This window comes from Streptomyces sp. NEAU-174, from assembly GCF_052665095.1.
In genome coordinates, this window is sequence record NZ_JBQTCE010000002.1 from 365,514 (window position 1) to 388,641 (window position 23,128).

Below are 23,128 nucleotides of genomic sequence, written 5' to 3' on the forward strand. Positions count from 1 at the left end.
CGGGATGGCCGGGGGCTTCGCGGGGCGGTGTTACGGCGCCTCCGTGGGGTCGGCGACCGTGAAGCCCAGTATCGCGCCCCCGCCCGGTCGCGGCCGGGCGAAGACGGTGCCGCCGTGTGCGAGGGCGACCTCGCGCACGATGGCCAGGCCCAGCCCGGAACCGGGCAGACTGCGGGCTCCGGGCGCGCGGTAGAAGCGGTCGAAGACCCGCTCGCGGTCCTCCTCGGCGATGCCCGGGCCCCGGTCGAGCACCTCCACCCGGCGCCCGCTGATCACCACCTCGACCGGCTCGGTGCCGCCCTGGTCGAACTTGGCGGCGTTCTCCACCAGATTGGAGACCGCGCGCTGGAGGGTGGCCGGGTGGCCCGTCAGCCGGGTGTCGCCCTCGGCCCGTACGGTGATCTCCCGGCCGGTCCGGCGCCGGGCGAGGGTCGCGGCGGTGGTGGCCACCTCCTCCAGCGAGACCTCGGTACGGGGTTCGTCGTCCCTCTGCCCGGCCGCCAGGTCCACCAGCTCGTTGACGAGATCGGTCAGCTCCCGGGTCTCCCCCGCGAGATCCGCCAGCAGATCCTCGCGCGCGGGCCCCGGCAGCTCCTCGAAGCGGCGCAGCAGGGAGATGTTGGTACGCAGCGAGGTGAGCGGGGTGCGCAGCTCGTGCCCGGCGTCCTGGACCAGCCGCCGCTGGTCGTCCTTGGAGCGCGCGAGCTGTCCGAGCATGCCGTCGAAGGCCCGTCCGAGGCGGCCCACCTCGTCGTCCCCGGCGACCGGCACCGCCACCTCCATCCGGCCGGTGGCGGCCACGCTCTCGGCGACCCGGGTCAGCCGCACCAGCCGCCGGGTGATCCGCCCGGCCAGCCACCAGCCGGCCAGTCCGGCGGCCAGGATGACGGCGACCACGAACAGCGCGGTGCGCTTCTGGAGCTCGCGCAGCAGATCCTCGGTGTCGCTGATCTGCTGGGCCACCTGGATCGCGCCGGTGCCGTCGCCCACCGCGACCGTGGCCATCCGGTACTGCTCCCCGCCGATGCCGATCTCGCGCCGCAGGACGGTGCCCGGGGTGCTGGAGGCGGCGGTCGTCCGGTCGTCGTCGATCACCGGCAGCGGGGGCTTGCCCGCGTCGTAGACCGTGCCCCGGCCGTTGATCACCTGGACGTCCATCCGGCTGATCCGGCGCAGATCGTCCCGCAGGTCGTACGGGACGGGCACGACGGCCTCGGTGGGGTACTGCCGCAGGATCACCTTCTCGCCGCGGACTTGGCTGCGCAGATCGCGGATGACGTCGTCGAACGCCGACTGCTGGTCCACCCGCACCAGCCCGGCCGCCGCGTCATAGCTGAGCCCGCCGACCAGCAGGGTGACCACGGTGGCCGCCGCCGAGAACGACAGCGCGAAGGTGGTCCGCAGGCTGGGCCGGCCACGGCGGAGCGGGGGGAGCCGCACCATCACTCCTCCCGCAGGGAGTAGCCGACCCCGCGCACCGTGTGGATCAGCGGGGTGCGCCCCTCCGGATCGACCTTGCGGCGCAGATAGCCGATGTAGACGGCGAGGTTCTTCGAGCCGGGGCCGAAGTCGTAGCCCCAGATGCGGGCGTAGATGGTGGTGTGGTCCAGGACGATGCCCGCGTTGCGGGCCAGCAGCTCCAGCAGGTCGAATTCGGTGCGGGTCAGCTCCAGCTCCGTACCGCCGCGCCAGACCCGCCGGGCCGAGGAGTCCAGCCGCAGATCGGCGACCTCCAGCACCCCGTCGATGGCGGTGTCCTCCGGCGCGGCCGGTTCGGCGGGGGCGGCGCGGCGCAGCAGCGCGCGCAGCCGGGCGAAGACCTCCTCGATCTCGAAGGGCTTGGCCACATAGTCGTCGGCCCCGGCGTCCAGGCCCTCGATCCGGTCGGCGGTCTCGACCCGCGCGGTGAGCATCAGGATGGGGGTGCGGTCCCCCTCGGCGCGCAGCACCCGGCACACCTGGAGCCCGTCCACGCCCGGCATCATCACGTCCAGCACGATCACGTCCGGGCGCTCACGGTGGATGGCCGCCAGCGCCTCTATCCCGTCGGGCACGGCGGTGACGCGGTACCCCTCCAGGGTCAGGGCGCGTTCCAGGGCCTGGCGGATGGCACGGTCGTCCTCGGCGAGCAGCACGGTGTTGGTCACACCCCGAGTCTGCCAAGGCCGCAGCGGTGCCCGCGCCGGGCGGGGCCCTGAGCGGGGCTTCTTACCCCGCTCTCACCTTCTTCACGCGGTGGGCTTACCGGGCCTCGACAAGGTGTCGAGGAGCTTCCGGGGGAAACTCGCCCCGGGGACGCACCCGGCCGGAGAAAATACCGCATGAAGATCGCATTCCTGCTGCACAACGCCTACGGGATCGGCGGAACGATCCGGACGACCATGAACCTCGCGACGGCGCTCGCCGACCGCCACGAGGTCGAGATCGTCTCGATGATGCGGCACCGCGAGACGCCGCGTTTCGCCCTGGATCCGCGCGTGCGGCTGGTCCCCCTGGTGGACACGCGTCCGGAGAGCGCGGACGCGAAGCACCCGCTGTTCTTCGAGGCCAGCCGGGACTTTCCGGCCGCCGAGAAGCGGATCAAGCAGTACAACCGGCTGATGGACACGCGGGCCGCGGAATATCTGCGCGGCTGCGACGCCGAGGTGATCGTCGGCACCCGGCCGGGGGTGAACGTCTACATCTCCCGCTTCGCCCCGCGCCGCGCGCTGCGCATCGCCCAGGAGCATCTGCGGTACGAGGCGCACAGCAAGAAGCTGCGGGCGGAGCTGGCCCCGTTCTACCGCACGCTGGACGCCGTGGTCACCACGACGGAGGCGGACGCCGCGGTCTACCGCAGGAAGATGCCGATGCCGGGGGTGCGGACCCTGGCGATACCCAACAGCGTCCCCGACCCCGGTATCGCCCCCTCCGAGGGCACCGAGCCGGTGATCGCGGCGGCCGGGCGGCTGGTCCGCGGCAAGCGCTTCGACCTGCTGATCGACGCCTTCGCGGAGATCTCGGCGAAGTTCCCGGCCTGGCGGCTGCGGATCTACGGCGGGGGCGCGGAGAAGGAACGGCTCGCGGAGCGCATCGAGCGGCTGGGCCTGTCCGGGAGCGCGGAGCTGATGGGGTCCCGCTCCCCCATCGAGGCGGAGTTCGCCAAGGCGTCGCTGGTCGCGGTCGCCTCGGACGCGGAGTCGTTCGGGATGACGATCGTGGAGGCCATGCGCTGCGGGGTGCCGGTGGTGAGCACCGACTGCCCGCTCGGCCCCGCCGAGATCATCAAGGACGGGGTCACCGGACGGCTCGTCCCCACCGGGGACAAGCACGCGCTGGCGAGCGCCCTGATGGAGCTGATGGGCGACGCCCCGGCCCGGCGGGCGATGGGCGCGGCCGCCCTGGAGAGCTCCCGGATCTACGACCCTGAGCCGATCGCCCGGCGCTATGACCAGCTCTTCGAGGAGCTGCGCGCGAGCCGGTTCGCCCGCCTCTGGGAGCGCTACCGGACCGCCGCCCGCGCCCGTCTGCGGCGGCTGGCCCGCCGCTTCGGCCTCTCGCCCGGCCGCCGCACCCCGGCGGCGGGCCGCAAGGCGAGCGCGTGACCCGACGCCGGACCGCGGTGCCCCGTCGTCACCAGGACGTCGGGGCGTAGTCCTTCAGGAAGCAGCCGAAGAGGTCCTCGCCGCCCTCGCCCCGGACGATCGGGTCGTAGACCCGCGCCGCGCCGTCCACCAGGTCGAGCGGGGCGTGGAAGCCCTCGGCCGCGAGCCGCATCTTGTCCGGGTGCGGGCGCTCGTCGGTGATCCAGCCGGTGTCGACGCTCGTCATCAGGATGGCGTCGGACTCGAACATCTCGCGTGCGCTGGTGCGGGTCAGCATGTTCAGCGCGGCCTTGGCCATATTGGTGTGCGGATGGCCCGCGCCCTTGTAACCCCGGCCGAACTTGCCCTCCATCGCGGAGACGTTGACCACGTACTTGCGCCGGGCGGGCGAGGCGGCCATCGCCGGGCGCAACCGGCTCACCAGGATGAACGGCGCCGTCTCATTGCACAGCTGGACCTCGAGCATCTCGACCGGGTCCACCTCGCCGACCCGCTGCACCCAGGTGTTGCTCGGGTCCAGGTCCGGCACCAGGCCGCCCGCGTCGATCGCGGTCCCGGCCTCGATCCGGGCCGGTGAGGCGGAGCCGCGCTCAAGGGCGAGGGCGGTGAGGTCCTGCGGGGTGAGGGCGCCCTCCCGGGACGCGCGGGGCGCCGGCAGGGCCGCCTGGGCGCCGCTGCCGAAGGCGCCGAGGACCAGGGACTCGGGGAGCTCCCCGGCGGGGAGCGGCGCCGACTCGCCCGCTATCAGCTCCGCGTACGCCTGCGGGGTGCGGCGGACGGTCTGGGCGGCGTTGTTGATCAGTATGTCCAGCGGGCCCGCGGCGCTCACCGCGTCGGCCAGCGCGATCACCTGGGCGGGGTCGCGCAGATCGGTGCCGACGACCTTGAGCCGGTGCAGCCACTCCCCGCTGTCCGGCATGGCCGTGAAGCGGCGGATGGCGTCGACCGGGAAGCGGGTGGTGATGGTGGTGTGCGCGCCGTCGCGCAGCAGCCGCAGCGCGATATACATGCCGATCTTCGCCCGGCCGCCGGTGAGCAGGGCACGGCGCCCGGTGAGATCGGTGCGGGCGTCGCGGCGGGCCCGGTTCTCGGCGGCGCAGTCGCGGCACAGCTGGTGGTAGAAGGCGTCGACCTCGACATACCGGGTCTTGCAGACGTAGCAGGAGCGGGGGCGCTCCAGGATGCCCGCGATCTCCGTGGTGACGGAGCTGGTGAGCGCGCGGCCCAGCGTCTCGTCGTCGATCCGGTCGGCGGCGCCGGTGGCGGTGGCCTCGGTCACGGCCTTGTCGTTCGCGGTCTTCGCGGCCCGCCGCTCCTGGCGCCTGCGCTGCTTGACGCTGCGGTAGATCCCGGAGGTGGCCCGGCGGACCATGATCGCGTCGGGGTGGTCGACCGGCAGCCGGTCGAGTTCCGCGAGGACGCTCAGACAGGTCGCCAGCCGCTCCGGGTCGATGCCCGGCCCCTCGGCCGGGGCACGCTCGGCCCGGCCTTCGTCAGTCACCGTCATCGCCGCTGCCGCTTTCTTGGTTCGCCTGTTCCCCTGGACAACGGCGAAACTTTACGGAAGCGGGGGCGAATGCGCCAAACCGCGTGCCGCCTCACCCTCCCGGCTTGCGGTACGCATAGCCGCCGGTCGGCGCCGGGGTGCCCGCTCCGCCCGGCTGCCCGGTGCCCGTCGTCAGCGCGCGGATCACCCCGTGGTCCGGGGAGAGCGCACAGGCGGGGTCGGTGCGGGCGGCGTCGCCGGTCAGGGCGTACGCCTGGCAGCGGCAGCCGCCGAAGTCCGCCGCGCGGCGGGTGCAGGTGCGGCACGGCTCGCGCATCCACTCCTCGCCCCGGTAGCGGTTGAAGGCGCCCGAGTGGTCCCAGATCCACTCCAGGGGGTGGTCGCGGACGCTGGGCGGGTCCAGGTCCGGCAGGCTCGCGGCGGCGGGGCAGGGCAGCACGGTGCCGTCGGGCGCGACGGTCAGCGAGACCGCGCCCCAGCCGCCCATACAGGGCTTGGCCACGCCGTCGAAGTAGTCGGGCACGACCCACACCAGATCGGTGGCGCCGCCCAGCCGCTCCCGCCACCGCTGGACGGTCTCCCGCGCCCGGGCGAGCTGGTCGCGGGTGGGCAGCAGGGCGTCGCGGTTGCGCAGCGCCCAGCCGTAGAACTGGGTGTTGGCCAGCTCGATCCGGTCGGCGCCCCAGTCCAGGCCGCGCCGGATGATGGCGTCGAGCGCGTCGAGGTTGTCGCGGTGCAGGACGACATTGATCCCGAGCGGCAGTCCGGCCGCGCGCACCAGGGCGGCGGCCCGTTCCTTGGCGGCGTACGCGCGGTGCCCGGCGATCCGGTCGGAGGCGGCCGGATCGGCGTGCTGCACGGACAGCTGGACGCTGCGCAGCCCGGCGGCGGTCAGCGTGGCCAGCCGGGCACCGTCCAGGCCCACGCCGCTGGTGACGAGCTGGGTGTAGATCCCGGCGGACTCGGCGGCGGTGACGATCTCGGCGAGATCGCCGCGCAACAGCGGTTCGCCGCCGGAGAGATGGGTGTGCACCACGCCCAGCTCCCCGGCCTGGCGCAGCACCTCCGCCCACTCGGCGGTGGACAGCTCACGGGAGCGGCGGACCAGCTCCAGCGGGTTGGAGCAGTAGGGGCAGTGCAGCGGGCAGCCGTGGGTGAGCTCGGCGAGCAGGGCCCAGGGGCGGGGCGCGGCGGTCATCGGACCCAGCCCTCCCCGCGCATCCGGTCGAGGAAGGCGGGCACGTCCTCGGCGACGGGCGCGCCGGGGAAGCGGCTCCGGAGTTCCGCCACGATGGCGTCGAGGTCGCGGTCGCCGTCGCACAGCCGCAGGATCTTCGCGGCGCTGCCGCGCAGCACCACCACCCGCTCGGGCAGCACCAGCAGATCGGCGTCCCGCACCCGGTCGTGGCGCAGGCTCACGGCGGGGGCCAGCGCGGGCCGCCATCCGGCCGGGGCGGGGCCGGGGCCGGGACCGGAGCCGGTCATATGCCCTCCCCCGGGCCGTCCTTGATGTCGGCCCCCGGGCCGTCCTTGGTGTCGGCGTGGTCGACCGCGTCCAGCAGCGACCACAGCACATCGCATTTGAAGGCGAGCGCCGCCACCGCTCGGTCCTCGTCCTCGGGGGTCCGCGCCCAGGTCAGGACCAGGTCGAGGGCCTCGGTGCTGTCCCGGCGCCCCTGGCCGACCCGGTTGCGGAAGTAGACCAGGCCCTCGCGTTCGATCCAGGGGTAGTACCGCTCGAAGGCGTCGATCCGGGTGAGCATGATGCCGGGCGCGGACAGCTCGGTGAGCGAGGCGGCGACGGCTTCCAGGGGCCCGCGCAGTCGGCAGAAGTTGACATAGCCGTCCACCGCGAGCCGCACCCCGGGCACCACCTCGGCACCCGACAGCAGGCGGTCCCGGTCCAGCCCCGCGGCCTCGCCGAGCCGCAGCCACCGCTCGATACCGCCCTCGCCCTCGGTGGCGCCGTCGTGGTCCTGGATGCGCCGCAGCCACATCCGGCGCAGCCGTGAGGTGTCGAGCTTGGCGGTGATCAGCGCGTCCTTGACGGGGATGTGGCGCTGGTAGTGGAAGCGGTTGAGGATCCAGCGGCGCAGTTCGGCGGGGGTGAGCTCGCCCGCGTGCATCCGTACGTTGAAGGGGTGGCGGTCGTGGTAGCGCTCCTGCGCGACCGCGCGCAACCGCTCCTCGAGCCGGGTCCGTGGGGTGCTCACAGGTCGATCACCATCCCGTCGGCGGCCACCTCGACGCCCAGCTTCCGCAACCCCGAGTGCTGGGGGGCGGCCGGGTCGTTGAGGGGGTTGGTGTTGTTGAGGTGGGTGTACAGGGTGCGCGCTTCGAGTGCGGCGAGCCGGTGCGCCGTGCCGTCCGGTCCTTCGATCGGCAGATGGCCCATGGCGGTGGCGGTACGCGAACCGAAGCCGCTGGTGAGGGGCTCGTCATCGGACCAGAAGGTGCCGTCGACGATCACACAGTCGGCCGCTTCGGCGGCGCGCTGGAAGGTGTCGGGCCAGGCGGCGAGCGCGGGGGCGTAGAGCAGGGAGCGGCCGGTGGCGCGGTCGGTCAGCCGCAGGGCGACCACCCAGGCGTCGTCGTCCGGGGCGCCCCGTCCGGCCGCGTAGCGGGGGCGTTTGGCGGAGACGGGCACGGCGCCGACGGCGAGGGGCGAGCCCTCGGCGAGCGGCCGGTCCCCGGGGCCGAGGGGGCGCCAGTCCAGCCGGGCGTAGGGGGTGAGGACCTCGCCCAGGTGGAGCCCGGTCAGCAGGGCGTGCCGCACCGGGTCGGTGGCCACGATCTCGATGGCGTCCGCCTCGCGCAGCCGGGCGATGCCGAGGGTGTGGTCGAGTTCGGCGTCGGTGAGGATCACCCCGGCCAGCGGGGTACGGCGCGGTTCGGGCCCGGGGTGCAGTTCGGGGCAGTCCTCGACCTGGTCGCCGAGGTCGGGGGTGGCGTTGACCAGATACCAGCGGCCTTCGTCGGCCTGGACGGCGAGCGAGGCATGGCGGCGGCGCCACCCCGGGTGGGCGCGTGCCCCGGAGCATCCGGGGCACGCGCAGTTCCACTGGGGTACGCCGCCACCCGCCGCGGTGCCGAGCACGCGCACGCGCATGGCGGGGAGCTCAGCGGGCGTTCAGCGAGTAGGCGGTGACCTCCAGCGCGGTCTCCACGACCACGTAGTCGGGGGTCTGCCAGGCGGTCTCGCCGGCCTCCGTACGGGTGCGGTCCGCCGTCTCGGGCGCCGTGCGCGGTGTGGTCTCGTTCATGGCTTCGACCTGCCTTCCATCTGGGTGGGGGATGAATCAACGGGACGGGGCGGACGGGCCGTCAGCGGGCGGTCCGGATCCGCGGTGCCCCGCCGTCGGTGGTGGTGCGGCCGCTCCCGGGGTAGGCGGATCCGATGCGCACCTCGTCCAGCAGCAGCTTGCGATAGTGCTTGGTGTCGGTGGCCGCGGCCCAGGTGCTGTTCACCGTGAGCCGGACATAGCGCTTGGTGGTGGCGGGGATGTCGATGAACCGCACCCCGCGGGCGCTGGGCAGCGTTCCGGAGGCGACCGGGCTGCCCCAGTCGCGGCCGTTGTCGGAGACGTGCACCTGGTAGTCGCGGATGCGGGCGGACTGCTCGGTGTCGGAGCGGGCGTAGGAGACCGACCACTCCCGCTGGTTCACGGCCAGATAGCGGATGCTCTTGGCGGACCGCAGATCGAGGGTGACCGAGGCGGGCAGGGTGGTGTTGTTGTCCCAGTACGTCTGCGGATCGCCGTCGAGCACGGCGGAGGCGGGGTGGCCGCTCGCGGAGACACTGGCGCTCGCGGTGACGGAACCGGGCGGGACGATGCCCTGGCGGCCGTCGGTGCGGACCGCGAGGACGGTGTCGTACGGATCCCAGTCGGTGATGCCGGAGATGGTGATCCGGCCGTCGCTCTGGCGGAAGTCGAGCTTCTTCCCGGTGCGGTAGTCGGTGACGCCGGTCGCCTGGTAGCCGTTGTCCCGCAGCGTCAGCGTGGAGCCCGAGGGCCGGGTGAGGACGTGGACGAAGTGGCGGTCGGGGTCGGCCGTGCTCACCGTGGTCACCCCGTGGGCGCCGTCGTTCCAGGCGCCGGGCTGGAGTCCGCCGTAGGAGTAGCCACCGCCCTCGGTGCCGTTCAGCGATCCCCAGATCTTGTCGAGGTAGGTCTTGGCGTAGTTGTTGAAGGCTTCCTGTTTGCCGGGGAAGCGCCCGTTCACCTGGGCGGTCTCGGCCATGAGGGATTTGACGGAGGATCCGGAGTCGCTGATCAGCCGGCCGAGGGTGAGTCCCCGGTCCACCGCCGAATCGGTGCCGCTGTACCACCAGGCCCCGCTGCTGGGCAGCTTGAAGCAGGCCTCGGTGAGCCGGGGCTGCGGGGTCCAGATGGCCTGGGGGTAGTCATAGGCCGGGGTCATCCCGGTCTTCTGCTCATTGCTGACCGTGTCCATGATCGGCGTGTCTTCGTTGTTGTTGCTCAGCAGCCAGCCGGGACGGTCGGCGCGGATCTTCTCGTAGAGCCCGTGGTCGATCCAGTAGTCGTTGTCGTTGTCGATCCAGAACCCGGACAGCCCGGGGTACTTCCGCATCACTTCCACGAAGTTGTCGTAGGAGTACTCGCCGAAGCCGTCGCGCGTGGTCAGGTCGGTGTCACGGCCCTTGTAGGCCGAGTAGGCCGCCGAGTCCAGCCATTCGTGACCGCCCTCGGCATGCCACTGCGGATCGTCGGTCATGTAGAGCATGACCTTCAGCCCCTGGGCGCTCGCCGCGTCAATCAGCTCGCCGAGGAAGTCCCGCTTGGTGGAGCAGCTTCCGGGGATGGCGGACGGCCAGGCCCGCGCATAGCCCAATCGGCTGTGGAAGGAGGCGAGCACCAGGTAGGAGGCGTGCAGCTTCTTGGCCTCGGCCACCCAGTAGTCCGCGTCCCAGCCGCCGTCGGTGACCGCCTTCTCCCAGGCGGAGCAGCTGGTGTAGCCGGGCGAGGTGCGCATGCCCCAGTGCAGGAAGAGCCCCGCCTGGGACTGGCGCAGCCACTGCTGCCGGGGGTTGGTGACCTCGGCCCGCGCCGGGGTGGGACCGGTGAGGGCGAGGGTGACGACGGCCGACACCATGGCGGCCGTCCAGGCGCCGAGGCGGCGGCGCGATCTGCGGCCCATGAGGGCTCCTTCTCCGAGCTGTGCATGCCGATGGAGGGGTGGAGCGTGGTGATGTTCCGTTCTGTTGCAGGGTCACCAGCGGCCGGGGTGCGGTCAAGAAGGCTGCACCAAAAAAATCCTCCGATCTCTTTCGATGGCCACGCCACGCATAATCGAAGCAGACTGAATCAACCAAGCGGAACCCACAGGTAGTTGGCGCATTCTCATCGCTGAACCTCCATCAGACCCCGCTCTTGGTCCACACCAATCCTTGACTCATCACGCCATACCTCCTACCTTCCGCGATGCATTGTCACGCCCAAAGGAGATGATCATGCAGAGATCGGCACGATTGCGCAGACTCCGCTCCTGTCTCGCAACCGCCACCGCGGTCACCACGGTCGCCGCCGGAGCCCTCACCGCCGGCCTCGTCACGGGCGCGCCACAGGCCGCGGCGCTCGACAACGGCGTGGCCCGTACGCCGCCGATGGGCTTCAACAACTGGAACGCCACGCACTGCGACGCCTCCTTCAACGAGTCCATGGTCAAGGGCATCGCCGACGCGTTCATCAGGCTGGGCTTCAAGGACGCCGGTTACACCTACGTCAACATCGACGACTGCTGGGCCGAGCCCACCCGGGACTCGAACGGCGCCCTGGTGCCCAACCGCACCCGCTTCCCGAACGGCATCAAGGCCGTGGCGGACTATGTGCACGCCAAGGGGCTGAAGTTCGGGATCTACACCAGCGCCGGCACCAAGACCTGCAACGCGGCGAACGGCTTCCCGGGCGGGCTGAACCACGAGAAGCAGGACGCCAAGCAGTTCGCCTCCTGGGGTGTGGACTACCTCAAGTACGACAACTGCAATAACCAGGGCGTCGACGCCCAGCAGCGCTACAAGGCCATGCGGGACGCGCTCGCCGCCACCGGCCGGCCGATCGTCTACTCGCTGTGCGAATGGGGCCAGACCAACCCCAAGGTGTGGACCTGGGGTGAGCCGGTCGGCAACTCCTGGCGGACCACCGGCGACATCAGCGACAAGTGGTCCAGCATGATCGACAAGCTGCACATCAACGACGACCTGGCGCAGTACGCGGGCCCCGGCCACTGGAACGACCCCGACATGCTGGAGGTCGGCAACGGCGGGATGACCGCCACCGAGTACCGCACCCACTTCAGCCTGTGGGCGATGATGGCGGCGCCGCTGCTGATCGGCAGCGACATCCGCGACGCCTCCGCCACCACCCAGTCGATCCTGAAGAACACCGACATCATCGCGCTCGACCAGGACACCCTGGGCAAACAGGCCACCATCGTCTCCTCCAGCGGCGGAAAGACCGTGTACACCAAGCAGCTGGCGAACGGCGACCGCGCCGTGGCGCTGCTCAACGAGAACTCGTCCAGCAAGACGATCTCGACGACGGCGAGCGCGATCGGTCTCGGCGGCTCCTCCTCGTACCGCCTGAAGGACCTGTGGTCGAAGGCCACCTCCACCACGAGCGGCTCGATCAGCGCCTCGGTGCCCGCACACGGCACGGTCGTCTTCCGGGTGACGCGCGGCTGAACCTGTTGACGCATTAGGAAGCTTTCCTTACTGTCCCTCGATGTGAACAAGGATCAGACAGGAGAATCCTTGATGGAGCGTCCACCGCTCTTACCGCGCACCGCCCTGACCCTCGCGGCCACTGCCGCGCTGATCGCCCCGGCCGCGGTCGCCTACGGCGCCGAGCGGTCCCCACAGGCGCCGGCCGCGTCCTGGAGCCTCAAGTGGAACCCCGCGTCGGGGGCGAGCGTCGCCTCCGCGTTCGAGGGCGCCGAGGACGACCGCGCCGACTCCCACCCCGGCGTCACCCACATCTATCCCTACCAGGACGGTTTCCGCACCGACATCCACTACCCCAAGGACGTCGACACCAGCACCGACCGTCAGCGCCAAGAGGTCAGGGGCATGAAGCAGGGCGGATCCGCCGTCAAGATCCTCAAGAACGAGACCTGGCGGATCCAGTACCAGATGTATGTGCCGGACACCCTGGACGCGACCACCGGCTTCACCCACATCATGCAGATCAAGGTGGGGGACGTGGCCGCCCCGCTGTTCACCATGTCGCTGCACCAGCACAGCGACGGCCCGAAGGTCGAGATACGGACGTCGGACGACGACGACAACCTCACCGAGGCCGGCGCCGCGGACATGGCGCCGCTCCAGGGCACGTGGAGCGATGTGTCGGTCGAGGTCAAGGCGGCCGACTCGGGTGCGTACGCCGACTGGTCGGTGACCACCGGCGGCAGGAAAGTCGCCGCGTACAAGCGCACCGGCCTGGACCTGTGGCGCGGCAAGAACTATCTGCGGCCCAAGTGGGGCATCTACCGGAGCCTGAACAGCAGCGGCCTCCAGACCACGTATCTGCTCACCCGAAACCTCAAGGCGTACAAGCTCCAGTAGGAGGACGCGCGATGAAGAGTCACCGGAACACCCTCGTGGCCGCGGCCGCGACCACCGCACTCGCGGCCGGGCTGCTGCTCACCCAGACGGGCGCGGGCAACGCGGCACCGGCGCGGGCCGACTCCGCCCCGTCGGACATCAAGACCGTCTCGTCCGGCTGGTCCATCCCCTGGGGGCTCAGCTGGCTGCCCGACGGCTCGGCGCTGATCACCGAGCGCGACTCGTTCAAGCTCTACAAGCTCACCCAGTCGGGCACCAGGACGCAGGTGGGCACGGTGCCCAATGTGGTGACCACCGGCGGTGAGGGCGGGCTGATGGGGATCGCGGTCTCCCCGAACTGGAGCAGCGACCACGCCATCTACCTGATGCACACCGCGTCCGACGGCAACCGGATCGCCCGGATGACCTACGACGGCTCCTCGCTCGGCGGCTACAAGGCGATCGTCACCGGCATCAAGAAGAACAAGTACCACAACGGCGGACGCCTCAAGTTCGGCCCGGACGGCTATCTCTACGCCACCACCGGGGAGGCGCAGACACCCGATCTCGCGCAGGACAAGAACTCCCTCAACGGGAAGATCCTGCGGATGACCACGGACGGCAAACCGGCCCCGGGGAACCCGTTCGGCACCCTCGTCTACTCCTACGGCCACCGCAATCCGCAGGGCATCACCTGGGATCCGCAGGGCCGGCTGTGGGAGGCCGAGCTCGGCAACAGCAAGTACGACGAGCTCAACCTGATCGAATCCGGCAAGAACTACGGCTGGCCGGTCTGCGAAGGCGAGTGCTCCACCTCCGGGATGACCAGCCCCAAGCGCCAGTGGCCGACCGGCGACGCGTCGCCCAGCGGGGTCACCTACGCCGACGGCGCGCTGTACATGGCGGCGCTGCGCGGTGAGCGGCTGTGGCGGATCCCGGTGGACGGGACCAGCGCGGGCACCCCGAAGGCGTACTACACCAGCTCCTACGGGCGGCTGCGCACCGTGGAGACCGTGCCGGGCAAGAACACGCTGTGGCTGTCCACGACGAACGCGGACAACAACGGCGGGGAGCCGGACGGCGCGGACAAGGTCTTCGAGGTGGGGCTGAAGTAGCGGCCGCCACGCGTACGGTCGCGCTCCCCCGGGGCGCGACCGTACGCGTGCGTCAGTGCGCGAGCCGCTCGTTCATCAGCAGGAAGGCGCCCAGACCGTGGAGGTCGTTCGTATTGCGCTTGCGGCCGAGGTAGTAGGCCAGGTCCCCGACGTTGGTGCCCTCGCTGATGTCGGTGATGTTCGTCAGTCCGTCGGAGCCGACCGACACCTTCTTCAGCACGCCCTGATAGCCCTTGCGGGCCGCCGCGGTGTAGCCGCCGCCGCTGATCCAGCCGTGTTCCAGGGCGGCGTGCAGCATCAGGGTGTACATGCTGGAGGCGGAGGTCTCGGTCCAGTTGCCGGGGTCGCCCGCCTTGTCGACGACCTGGAACCAGCGCCCGGTGGCCGGATCCTGGTAGCGCGCGAAGCCCTTCGCCAAGTGCCGTATGTTGCCGATCAGTTCGGCGCGGCGCGGGTGTTTCGCGGGGAGCAGCTCCAGCACCTCGACATGGGTCATCGCGGTCCAGCCGATGGCCCGTGCCCAGAAGTGGGCGGAGGTGCCGGTGGTGGGGTCGGGCTTCCAGGGGGCGTCGCCGTCGGCGTCATAGGCGTGGTAGATCAGCCCGTTGGCCGCCTTGAGGTGGCGGAAGTACACCGAGAGGTTCCTGGTGACCTCCTCGTACGCGAACGTCTCGTCGCCGTAGGCGATGCCGTAGCGCAGCAGGAACGGCTGGGCCATGAAGACCCCGTCGCCCCACAACTCGTTGGTCTTGCCGGTGGCGTGCCACATCCCGCCGTCCGCGGTGCGCGGATAGCTGGTGATGCGGGCCCGGATCTGGTCGGCGGCGGTCCGGTAGCGGGCGTCGCCGGTCTCCTGGTGGAGGATCAGCAGCAGATTGCCGGACTGCATCGCGTCGAGGTTGTCGAAGGTCCGGTCCATATGGCCGTCGGCGTCGACGAAGGCGTCCACCCAGCGCTTGATGTACGCCAGGTACGAGGGCTCCTTGACCCGCTGGTAGACGCGGTAGGCGCCGAGCAGGAACAGCCCACGGGTGTAGCCCCAGCCGCCGAGCGAGGCGGGGTCGGGGTAGCGGGCGATGGTGGAGTCCACCACCGCCCGGGACCAGTCGGCGGGCGCCGCGCCGGCGCCCGCCGTGGGGAGGAGAAGGCCGCCGGTGATGCCCAGTGTGCTCGTGAGCAGAGTTCTGCGACTGACCACTGCAAGCTCTCCTTTTCTTTAGGGCTCGGTTCGCCTCCGGGGCGCTCGAGTCGCTGTCGACGGTCGACCGTGCTCGGTCGCTCGTACCTCGCTCCCTGCGCGCGCTCTCCCTTACGACAGCGACGCGCCCCTTCGGCTCACTCGCCACGGGTGTCGCGCGCACGCCAAGAGTACCGACGAATGTTCCGTACCGGGGCGAAAGTGGAGGAAAGCCCAGGATCCGCCGTCCCCGTCAGCAGGCCGGCCACCAGCCGGCCGGTGGCGGGCGCCAGCATCAGCCCGAGCATGTTGTGGCCGGTGGCCAGCAGTACCCGGGGGTGGCCCGGCACCGGCCCGATCAGCGGCAGCCCGTCGGGGGTCATGGGCCGCGGCCCGACCCACTCCTCCTGGCGGTCGTCCCAGTCGGCATGGCGCAGATACGGGCGCGCGGCGGCGACGATGGCCTCGATGCGCCGCTGCCGGAACCGGTCGGCGTCGCGCTCGAACTCCATCGTCCCGGCGACCCGGACCCGCTTGCCCATCGGCGTGAGCACCACCTTGGCCGCGCCGAGGTGGACCAGACGGGAGGGCGGCGGCTCGGCCGCCACCGAGAAGCTGTAGCCCTTGCCCGCCACCAGGTCGATGTCCTTGCCGAGCCCGCGCACCAGCTCCCGCGAGCCGATGCCCGCCGCGATGACCACCGTGTCGGCGCGGAAGGTGCCCGCCGAGGTCCGGACCTCGGTCCGGCCGGAGCGGTCCACGATCGATGAGACACGTGCCCCCTCGACCAGTTCCACCCCGTCGCTCCGCAGCCGCTCGGCGAGCCGGTCCACGAAGAGCGAGGGATCCAGGGACCACTGACGCTCCACCACGAAACCCGCCCGCGCGCCCTCGGTGAGCGAGGGCTCCGCCGCCGCGAGGCGGGCCCCCTCCAGCACACCGCCGGGCGCGATGGGCGCGTCCAGCCGACGGAAGGCGGCGAGCGCCTCGGTGGCGTACTCCCGGGAGGGGAAGGCGAACAGGAAGCCGTCCTTGTGCGCCTCCCCGTCCACCCCGGCCGCCTCCAGCTCCTCGAAGAGCCCGAAGGTGCCCTTCGCGAGCGCGCCGAGGGCGGCGGCCCCCCGCGCGTAGTGGCGCGAGGTGGCCCGCATCCCGAACCGGACCAGGAACCGCAGCAGTTCGGCACCGGCCGGGGGGTGGATCGCCAGCGCGCCGTCCCGGCGGCGCAGCCCGCGCAGCGCCGTACCGATGACACCGGGCGCGGCCAGCGGTTCGACCAGGTCGGGGCAGACCTCCCCGGCGTTGCCACGGGACGCGCCGCTGCCCAGCCGGTCGCGTTCGAGGACCGTGACCCGCAGCCCGGCACCACGGAGGTAGTGGGCACAGGCCAGGCCGACGACTCCGCCGCCGATGATCGTGACCGTGGAGGGCGGGGTGTCCGGAAAGGTCATGAGTGCTCCTTCACCGCGGGGGACGGTGTGGTCGAGGAGGTGTCACGGCGGGCCCGCAGCCGCCCGCGGGGGCTGTGGTCGGTATCCGCCGCACTGGCGTCGGCGAGGGTGAGCCCGCTGGTCTCCGGGGCGAGGATGTACGACGTTCCCCAGCCGATGGCGCAGATCACCGCGCCGAGGAGCATGGCCAGCCGGGTGCTGTGGTCGAGGACGACGGGCGCTCCCCAGGTGCCGATGGCGGCGCCGACCCGGCTGATGCCGGTGGCGAACCCGTTGGCGGTGGCCCGGACCCCGGTCGGGAACAGCTCGGAGGGGTAGATGGCTTGGAGGCACTGGCTGGAGAAGCAGGCCACTCCGAAGGCCGCGAAGAGGACGATCACGACGGCCGGTGAGGGGTGGGCGAAGGCCGCGAGGCAGAGCAGGGGGATCGCGGACAGGCCGAAGCTCCACAGGAGCAGGGTGCGCCGCCCCTTGTTGATGACCAGGATCCCCGAGAGCGAGCCGAGCACGAAGAAGATCTGCACCACGACCGAGCCCAGGTAGGAGTCGTTGCCGTCGGCCAGTCCGAAGGAGGCCAGGATGGTGGGTTCGTAGGTGGTGATGGCGTAGATCGGCAGCAGCTGACACGCCCAGAAGACGCTGACGAAGACGGTCCGCCGCAGATAGGCGCCGCGGAAGATGTCGCCGTAGCGGGTGCGCGAGGCGGTGTCGGCCTCCAGGTCGTCCAGGCTCGCTTCGGGGCCGAGCATCTGCTTCAGCACGGCCTCCGCCTCCTGGCCACGGCCCTTGCTGAGCAGCCAGCGCGGGGACTCGGGGGTGCCGAAGCGCAGCAGCAGGATGAGGACGGCGGGTATCGCGCTGCTCGCGAGCATCCAGCGCCAGTCGTCGTGGCCGGAGGACAGCATCGCCCAGCCGACGACGTACGCGACGGCGGCGCCGACCGACCACATGGTGACCATGATGACCAGCAGCGGTCCCCGGGAGTTCCGCGGCGCGAACTCGGAGGCGATGGTGCCCGCGATCGCGAAGTCGGCACCGATGGCGATGCCCATGAGGAAGCGCAGCACGGTGAGCTGCCAGGGATCGGTGACGAAGAACTGGGCCGCGGAGAGCAGGATGAAGGCGGCGATGTCGAAGAGATAGACCTTCTGCCGCCCGACCCGGTCGGTGACATAGCCGAAGACCAGGCCACCGGCGAACATGCCGATCAGGGAGGCCGAGCCGACCACTCCGGCGTCGAAGGAGTTGAGGTGGTAGTCGGCGGTGAGGAGCGGAAGCGCGACGCCGATGATGCTGAGGATGTACCCGTCGCAGAACTCGCCGCCGCCGGCGTACAGCGTGATCAACCAGTGAGTGCGGGTGGGACGGGACTTCTCCAGGGATGCTGTGCTCATGGCCGTCTCCTGAGGAGGGCTCCTGGGGAGGAGGGGACGGATGGCCGGGCGGTGCGGGGCGCCCGGTGGTGTTGACGGAAGACGGTAGGCAGCGATGGATCCCCGGTCATCGTTCAAAGCGTATGAAGACATCGCCCTGAGAGCGGGCGCGTCTGTACGATCCGCCCATGGACCACCTTGGCGGCCCGCTCGGCGGCCCTCCCATACTGACGCCGGAGCTGGCACAGGAGATCGCCCGCGACATCGGGCGGATCACCGGTTTCAATGTACTGATCACCGATCCCGGGGCGGTCGTCATCGGCTGTGGCGACCTCGCGCGCGTCGGCACCGTCCACGAGGCGTCCCTGGAGGTGGTGCGCACCGGGCGCCCCGCCACCCACAGCGCCGAGCAGGCGGGCCGGATGCGGGGGGTGCGGCCCGGGATGAGCCTGCCGATCACCGTCGGGGAGGAGGTGATCGGCACCGTCTGTCTGACCGGGGTGCCCGAGGAGGTGCACCGCTTCGGCCTGGTGGTGCGGCGGCAGACCGAGATCCTGCTGGAGGAGGCGGCGCTGCTGCGCTCGCGGATGCTCCATGAGCGGGCGGTCGACGACTTCGTCCGGGACATCGCGCTCTACGACCCCGAGGTGGTCGGCCCGGACGCGGTGGCCGCCCGCGCGGTCGAGCTGGGGCTCTCGCCCGGGGCGGCCCGCAGCGCGGTGCTGCTGGAGGTGCGCTCGGCGGGCGCCCCGGACCGGGCGGACGAGGGCCCCGCACCGGTGTCCCGGCTGACGGTGCTGCGCACGGTGCGGGAGGTGTTCCGCGACCGCCAGGACGTGGCGGGCGAGCAGACCGCGGGGCGGTACGCGGTGCTGGCCGTCGCGCACGAGGGGCGCGCGGCCCCGGAGAGGCTGCCCGAACGGTGCGAGCACCTGCTGGCGCTGCTCGCGGAGCGCCATGGCCTGGACGGCCGGATGGCCGTCGGCGAGCCGGGGGCCGGGGCGGCCGGGATGCACGACTCCTATCGCGACGCGGCGACGGCGCTGCGCACCGGACCGGCGGTCTTCCCCGGGGAGCGGGTCTTCATCGCCTCGGAGCTGCGGGTGCCGCATCTGCTGGGCTCGATACCGCCGCACGACCGGGCCCGGTTCACCGAGGCGGTGCTGGGGCGGCTGCACGAGCAGCCGGACTGGCCGACGCTGCGGGAGACGCTGATCGGCTGGGCGGAAGGCGGCCTGTCGCTGGTCCGGGTCGCCGAGCGGCTGCACATCCACCGGAACACCCTGCTGTACCGGCTGGAGAAGATCGGGAAGTTGTCGGGCCGCCGGGTGCGCGAACCCGGCCAGGCCATCGAGATGTATCTCGCCTCCCTCGCCGACATCCTCCGGGAGGGGGCCAGGTGACGTAGGCGGTCTCCGCTACCTGGCCGAAACCGGACGCCTCGGCGGGCGGGCCCATCCCCTCGACGCCACGGCCGGTCGTGTCAACCACCGACCGGCATAAGCCACCGTCACACCCCGTATGCGATCGGGACAACGCGTCACCACAGAAGCGTCCACAGGCAATAGTCTCGGCGTACAGGACGTGGCTGAGGAGGCGCCCATGGGGACCGGGGATCGCGAGCAGGCATACGCACGGGCTCGGCAGGAGGCCGAGCGGCTCACCGCCAACGGCATCCAGGCCATCGCGCTGACCTGGGTGGACAACGCGGGTCTGACCCGGGTGAAGTCCGTGCCCACCGCGCGGCTGCCCCATGCCGCGCGGCGCGGGGTCGGGATGTCCCCCGTCTTCGACGTCTATCTCGTGGACGACTCCATGACCACCAGCCGCCATGTCGGCGGCCCGGACGGGGATCTGCGGCTCCTCCCCGACCTGGACCGGCTCACCCCGCTGGCCGCGCAGCCCGGCTGGGCCTGGGCCCCGGTCGACCGGTACGACCAGGAGGGCCGGGCGCACCCCGTCTGCCAGCGGCTGTTCGCCCGGCGGATGGCCGAGCGGGCGCGGGAGCGGGGGCTGACCGTGCGCATGGGGTTCGAGACCGAGTGGGTCGTCACCACGGGCGACCCGGACCAGGACCCGCCGTGCTACCCCACCGCGGGTCCCGCCTACGGCATGGCGCGGGTGGTCGACCTCGCCGACTACCTCGCCGATCTGCTCGGTGCGCTGGAGGCGCAGCAGGCCGAGGTGCACCAGCTCCACCCCGAGTACTCCCCCGGGCAGTTCGAGGTGTCCCTGGCGCCCGCCGATCCGGTCGGCGCCGCCGATCTGGCCGTGCTGGTACGGGAGACGATCCGGGCGTGCTCCGGGCGTGCCGGGTTCAACCCGACGTTCGGCCCGGTGGTGGACCCGGGCGGGGTCGGCAACGGCGCCCATCTCCATCTGAGCCTGTGGCAGGGGGACCGCAATCTGTGCCGGGACGGCGACGGGCCGGGCGGCATGACCGCGACGGCCGAGGCGTTCCTCGCCGGGGTGCTGCGCGAGCTGCCCGCCCTGCTCGCCATCGGCGCCCCCTCCCCCGCGAGCTACCTCCGGCTCGAACCCTCCCGCTGGGCCGGGGCGTACCAGTGCTGGGGCCTGGAGAACCGGGAGGCCGCGGTGCGCTTCATCACCGGCGCGCCGGACGACCCGGGCGCCTCCAACGCCGAGATCAAGTCCTTCGACCCGGCGGCCAACCCCTACCTGGTGACGGGCGCGGTCATCGCCGCGGGCCTCGGCGGGCTGGACGCCGGGCTCTCGCTGCCCCCGCCCGTCTCCGGGGACCCGGCCGTCGAGGGGCGCGAGCGGCGGCTGCCCACCTCGCTGCTGACGGCGCTCGAGCACTTCGAGGACTCGGCCGTGCTGCGCGAGGCGCTGGGCGATCCGCTCTTCGAGTCCATCGCCGCGGTGCGCCGGGCGGAGGCCGCGCTGTTCGAGAAGTCGTCCCCGCGCGAGATCGCCGTCGCGACCCGGAGGCGGTACTGACCGATGGAGTCCGCCGAGCAGACGGATCCGACCGAGCCGCCGCTGCCGCCCCTGGTGGACCACCACTGCCATGGGGTGGCCCGCTCCGAGCTGGGCTCGGCCGAATTCGAGGCGTTCCTGACCGAATCCGACGCGCCCGCCGCGCTCGGCACCACCTTCTTCGACAGCCAGCTGGGGTTCGCGGTGCGCCGCTGGTGTCCGCCGCTGCTGGACCTCGAACCGCACTGCCCGCCCGCGCCCTACCTCGCCCGGCGGCGCGAGCTGGGCGCGCGGGAGGTGACCCGGCGGCTGCTGAGCGCCGCCGGGATCAGCGAGTTCCTGGTGGACACCGGGCTGCCGGGCAATCTGACCAGCCCTCAGGAGCTGGCCCTGGCGGCGGGCGGCACCGCGCATGAGATCGTCCGTCTCGAGCAGCTGGCGGAGCGGATCGCCGACACCTCGCTGACCGCCGACGACTTCCTGACCGGAGTGGCGGACGGGATCCGGGAGGCGGCCCGTACGGCGGCCGGTTTCAAGTCGGTGGCCGCCTACCGCTACGGCCTGGACTTCGAGCCCGATCCGCCGGGCCCCGGCGCCGTCCACACCGCCGCCGAACACTGGCTGGCCCGGCGCGCCCAGGGCGGCACCGCCGCCGCCCGGGTCACCGACCCCGTACTGCTGCGCCATCTGCTGTGGTCGGCGGCGTACACCGGGCTGCCGCTCCAGCTGCACACCGGGTTCGGCGATCCTGATCTGCGGCTGGACCGCTGCGATCCGCTCGCCCTCACCGACTTCATCCGCGCCGTGCGCCCCACGGGCTGCACGCTGATCCTGCTGCACGGCTATCCGTACCACCGCGGCGCCGCCTATCTGGCCGCCGTCTTCCCGCATGTGTACGCCGATGTGGGGCTGGCCCTGTCGCACACCGGGGCGCGGGCCGGGGCGGTGCTCGCCGAGATGCTGGAGCTCGCCCCGTTCGGCAAGGTGCTCTTCTCGACCGACGCCTACGGGCTGCCCGAACTGTATGTGGTGGGGGCGCGGCTCTTCCGGGAGGCGCTGACCGCGCTGCTGACCCACTGGGTGGCGGAGGGCGCCTGGTCCCGCCGCGACGCCCGCCGGGTGGCCGCGCTGCTGGGCGCGGACAACGCCCGCCGCGTCTATGGTCTGGGCACCCCTGCTCCCCGCGAGGGGTAGCCACCCAGGCCCGCGGCTCACCTGAGCGGCCTGCCCGCCCTTGCCCCGGAGAGCAACGGGCCACCGCCCCGCGCGGGTACGGGGTCAGATGCCCACTCCGCCCGGCAGCCGACAGGTCTCCTCAGCAGGTCGGAGGAAGTCCGCTACGGTTCGGGCAGCGCCCCGAAGGGGCGCGGGGCTGTGTCGATGTGCGGCTCCGCCGCGCGGGCGCGACCAGCCACGACGGCGCCGCAGCCGGCCGACCGAAAGAGCAGCGGCCAACGCGAGCGACGTGTGAACACCGTCACCTACCGCATAGCCCGGCCCCGGAGCGCCGCGTGCGTACACGTGGCGGACCGGGGCCCATGCCCGGCGCGGAGCGCATACGCAGTACGGTGCCCGGAACGTACTCGACCGTAACCGGAGGAGATCGTATGCGGATCGCCGGCACGACCGTCCTGCTCACCGGGGCCACCGGCGGCATCGGCCAGACACTGGCCCGCGCGTTCGCGGCCAAGGGCGCCAAGCTGCTGCTCACCGGGCGCCGTGAGGAGGTGCTGCGGCCGCTGGCCGAGCGGCTGGGCGGCCAGGCGATCGTCGCCGATCTGGCCGAACGGTCCGATGTGGAGCGGCTCGTCGAGGAGGCGGCGGACGCCCGAATCGTCATCGCCAACGCCGCGCTGCCCGCCAGCGGCCCGGTCCTGGACTACCGGACGGAGGAGCTGGACCGCGCCCTCGATGTCAATCTGCGCGCGCCGATCCTGCTGTCCCGGCTGATGGCGCCGCGCATGGTGGAGGCGGGCTCCGGCCACCTGGTGATGATCGGCTCGCTGTCGGGCCGTACGGCCTCCCCCGGCGCGGCGCTCTACAACGCGGCCAAGTTCGGGCTGCGCGGCTTCGCCCTCGGGCTGCGGCAGGATCTGCACGGCACGGGGGTCGGGGTCTCGCTGGTGCAGCCCGGATTCGTGGGCGACGCCGGGATGTTCGCCGACGCGGGCACATCCCTGCCCGCCGGGGTCCGTACGGTCTCCTCCCGGCGGGTGGCGGCCGCGACGATCCGGGCGGTCGAGCGGAACCGGGCCGAGGTGAACGTGGCCCCGCTGGAGCTGCGCCTGGGCAGCGCCATCGGCGGGCTGTTCCCGAGCATCGCCGAGCGGGCCCAGCGGGGCGCGGGCGCGGGTGCTACGTCCCGTCAGCTCGCCGACGGGCAGCGCGAGAAGCGATAGCGCCACCCGCGCGCGCCCGGA

The 23,128-nt window shown here is 72.0% G+C and carries 19 protein-coding genes and 1 pseudogene; 8 read left to right on the top strand and 12 right to left on the bottom strand.

Annotation, left to right across the window (positions count from 1 at the left end):
• Positions 1 to 30 precede the first annotated feature (30 nt).
• A complete protein-coding gene (locus tag ACT2CW_RS06370) occupies positions 31 to 1,443 on the bottom strand; it encodes a HAMP domain-containing sensor histidine kinase (RefSeq protein ID WP_445515849.1) in 1,413 nt (470 codons plus the stop codon).
• Positions 1,443 to 2,147: a response regulator transcription factor gene (locus tag ACT2CW_RS06375; RefSeq protein WP_037958047.1), complete on the bottom strand. Its 705-nt coding sequence runs from the start codon at positions 2,145 to 2,147 to the stop codon at positions 1,443 to 1,445. The genes ACT2CW_RS06370 and ACT2CW_RS06375 overlap by 1 nt, the downstream gene beginning before the upstream one ends.
• A 174-nt stretch (positions 2,148 to 2,321) precedes the next feature.
• On the opposite strand from ACT2CW_RS06375, the gene ACT2CW_RS06380 reads away from it, so the two are divergent.
• Positions 2,322 to 3,584, top strand: a complete 1,263-nt coding sequence (locus ACT2CW_RS06380; protein WP_445515850.1) for a glycosyltransferase family 4 protein — start codon at positions 2,322 to 2,324, stop codon at positions 3,582 to 3,584.
• Between the two features lie 28 nt (positions 3,585 to 3,612).
• Here ACT2CW_RS06380 and ACT2CW_RS06385 read toward each other — a convergent pair whose 3' ends face one another.
• The 7 genes from ACT2CW_RS06385 to ACT2CW_RS06415 form a co-directional block, all read right to left on the bottom strand.
• On the bottom strand, positions 3,613 to 5,091 hold the full coding sequence (locus ACT2CW_RS06385) for an SDR family NAD(P)-dependent oxidoreductase (protein WP_182469218.1): 1,479 nt from the start codon (positions 5,089 to 5,091) through the stop codon (positions 3,613 to 3,615).
• 91 nt (positions 5,092 to 5,182) lie between these two features.
• Entirely contained in the window at positions 5,183 to 6,289 is a 1,107-nt protein-coding gene (pqqE, locus tag ACT2CW_RS06390) for a pyrroloquinoline quinone biosynthesis protein PqqE (RefSeq protein ID WP_445515851.1), read from the bottom strand.
• Complete coding sequence (gene pqqD / locus ACT2CW_RS06395; RefSeq protein WP_182469220.1) at positions 6,286 to 6,576, bottom strand: pyrroloquinoline quinone biosynthesis peptide chaperone PqqD; 291 nt, start codon at positions 6,574 to 6,576, stop codon at positions 6,286 to 6,288. The genes pqqE and pqqD overlap by 4 nt, the downstream gene beginning before the upstream one ends.
• The gene (gene pqqC / locus ACT2CW_RS06400; protein WP_445515852.1) at positions 6,573 to 7,304 is read right to left on the bottom strand and encodes a pyrroloquinoline-quinone synthase PqqC; all 732 of its coding nucleotides are present in this window, start codon (positions 7,302 to 7,304) and stop codon (positions 6,573 to 6,575) included. Before pqqC ends, pqqD begins: the two co-directional genes overlap by 4 nt.
• Entirely contained in the window at positions 7,301 to 8,200 is a 900-nt protein-coding gene (pqqB, locus tag ACT2CW_RS06405; protein WP_445515853.1) for a pyrroloquinoline quinone biosynthesis protein PqqB, read from the bottom strand. The genes pqqC and pqqB overlap by 4 nt, the downstream gene beginning before the upstream one ends.
• Positions 8,201 to 8,210: 10 nt before the next feature.
• Positions 8,211 to 8,354 (bottom strand): pyrroloquinoline quinone precursor peptide PqqA, encoded by a 144-nt coding sequence (gene pqqA, locus ACT2CW_RS06410; RefSeq protein ID WP_037958064.1) that lies wholly within the window; start codon positions 8,352 to 8,354, stop codon positions 8,211 to 8,213.
• A gap of 61 nt (positions 8,355 to 8,415) precedes the next feature.
• Complete coding sequence (locus ACT2CW_RS06415; protein ID WP_445515854.1) at positions 8,416 to 10,251, bottom strand: discoidin domain-containing protein; 1,836 nt, start codon at positions 10,249 to 10,251, stop codon at positions 8,416 to 8,418.
• 307 nt (positions 10,252 to 10,558) lie between these two features.
• Here ACT2CW_RS06415 and ACT2CW_RS06420 point away from each other — a divergent pair.
• The 3 genes and pseudogenes from ACT2CW_RS06420 to ACT2CW_RS06430 all read left to right on the top strand — a co-directional run.
• Positions 10,559 to 11,785, top strand: a pseudogene (locus ACT2CW_RS06420) (glycoside hydrolase family 27 protein); the annotation flags it as partial.
• Between the two features lie 81 nt (positions 11,786 to 11,866).
• A complete protein-coding gene (locus ACT2CW_RS06425) occupies positions 11,867 to 12,673 on the top strand; it encodes a hypothetical protein (protein WP_445515855.1) in 807 nt (268 codons plus the stop codon).
• An 11-nt stretch (positions 12,674 to 12,684) separates the two neighbouring features.
• Positions 12,685 to 13,767 carry a PQQ-dependent sugar dehydrogenase gene (locus ACT2CW_RS06430; RefSeq protein WP_445515856.1) on the top strand — a complete coding sequence of 361 codons (1,083 nt, stop codon included), beginning with the start codon at positions 12,685 to 12,687 and terminating at the stop codon, positions 13,765 to 13,767.
• 52 nt (positions 13,768 to 13,819) lie between these two features.
• Here the strand turns inward: ACT2CW_RS06430 and ACT2CW_RS06435 are convergent, their stop codons facing one another.
• The 3 genes from ACT2CW_RS06435 to ACT2CW_RS06445 all read right to left on the bottom strand — a co-directional run bounded on the left by ACT2CW_RS06435 (position 13,820) and on the right by ACT2CW_RS06445 (position 17,789).
• Positions 13,820 to 14,965, bottom strand: a complete 1,146-nt coding sequence (locus ACT2CW_RS06435; protein WP_445515857.1) for a glycoside hydrolase family 88/105 protein — start codon at positions 14,963 to 14,965, stop codon at positions 13,820 to 13,822.
• Between the two features lie 137 nt (positions 14,966 to 15,102).
• A complete protein-coding gene (locus tag ACT2CW_RS06440; protein WP_445515858.1) occupies positions 15,103 to 16,395 on the bottom strand; it encodes an NAD(P)/FAD-dependent oxidoreductase in 1,293 nt (430 codons plus the stop codon).
• The gene (locus ACT2CW_RS06445) at positions 16,392 to 17,789 is read right to left on the bottom strand and encodes an MFS transporter (RefSeq protein ID WP_445515859.1); all 1,398 of its coding nucleotides are present in this window, start codon (positions 17,787 to 17,789) and stop codon (positions 16,392 to 16,394) included. Before ACT2CW_RS06445 ends, ACT2CW_RS06440 begins: the two co-directional genes overlap by 4 nt.
• A gap of 167 nt (positions 17,790 to 17,956) precedes the next feature.
• Between ACT2CW_RS06445 and ACT2CW_RS06450 the strand changes: the two genes are divergently transcribed.
• From ACT2CW_RS06450 to ACT2CW_RS06465, 4 genes are all read left to right on the top strand, one after another.
• Complete coding sequence (locus ACT2CW_RS06450; RefSeq protein WP_445515860.1) at positions 17,957 to 19,171, top strand: CdaR family transcriptional regulator; 1,215 nt, start codon at positions 17,957 to 17,959, stop codon at positions 19,169 to 19,171.
• A 199-nt stretch (positions 19,172 to 19,370) separates the two neighbouring features.
• A complete protein-coding gene (locus tag ACT2CW_RS06455) occupies positions 19,371 to 20,729 on the top strand; it encodes a glutamine synthetase (protein WP_445515861.1) in 1,359 nt (452 codons plus the stop codon).
• Between the two features lie 3 nt (positions 20,730 to 20,732).
• Positions 20,733 to 21,902: an amidohydrolase family protein gene (locus tag ACT2CW_RS06460; protein WP_138910860.1), complete on the top strand. Its 1,170-nt coding sequence runs from the start codon at positions 20,733 to 20,735 to the stop codon at positions 21,900 to 21,902.
• A 413-nt stretch (positions 21,903 to 22,315) separates the two neighbouring features.
• Positions 22,316 to 23,107: an SDR family NAD(P)-dependent oxidoreductase gene (locus ACT2CW_RS06465; RefSeq protein ID WP_445515862.1), complete on the top strand. Its 792-nt coding sequence runs from the start codon at positions 22,316 to 22,318 to the stop codon at positions 23,105 to 23,107.
• Positions 23,108 to 23,128 lie beyond the last annotated feature (21 nt).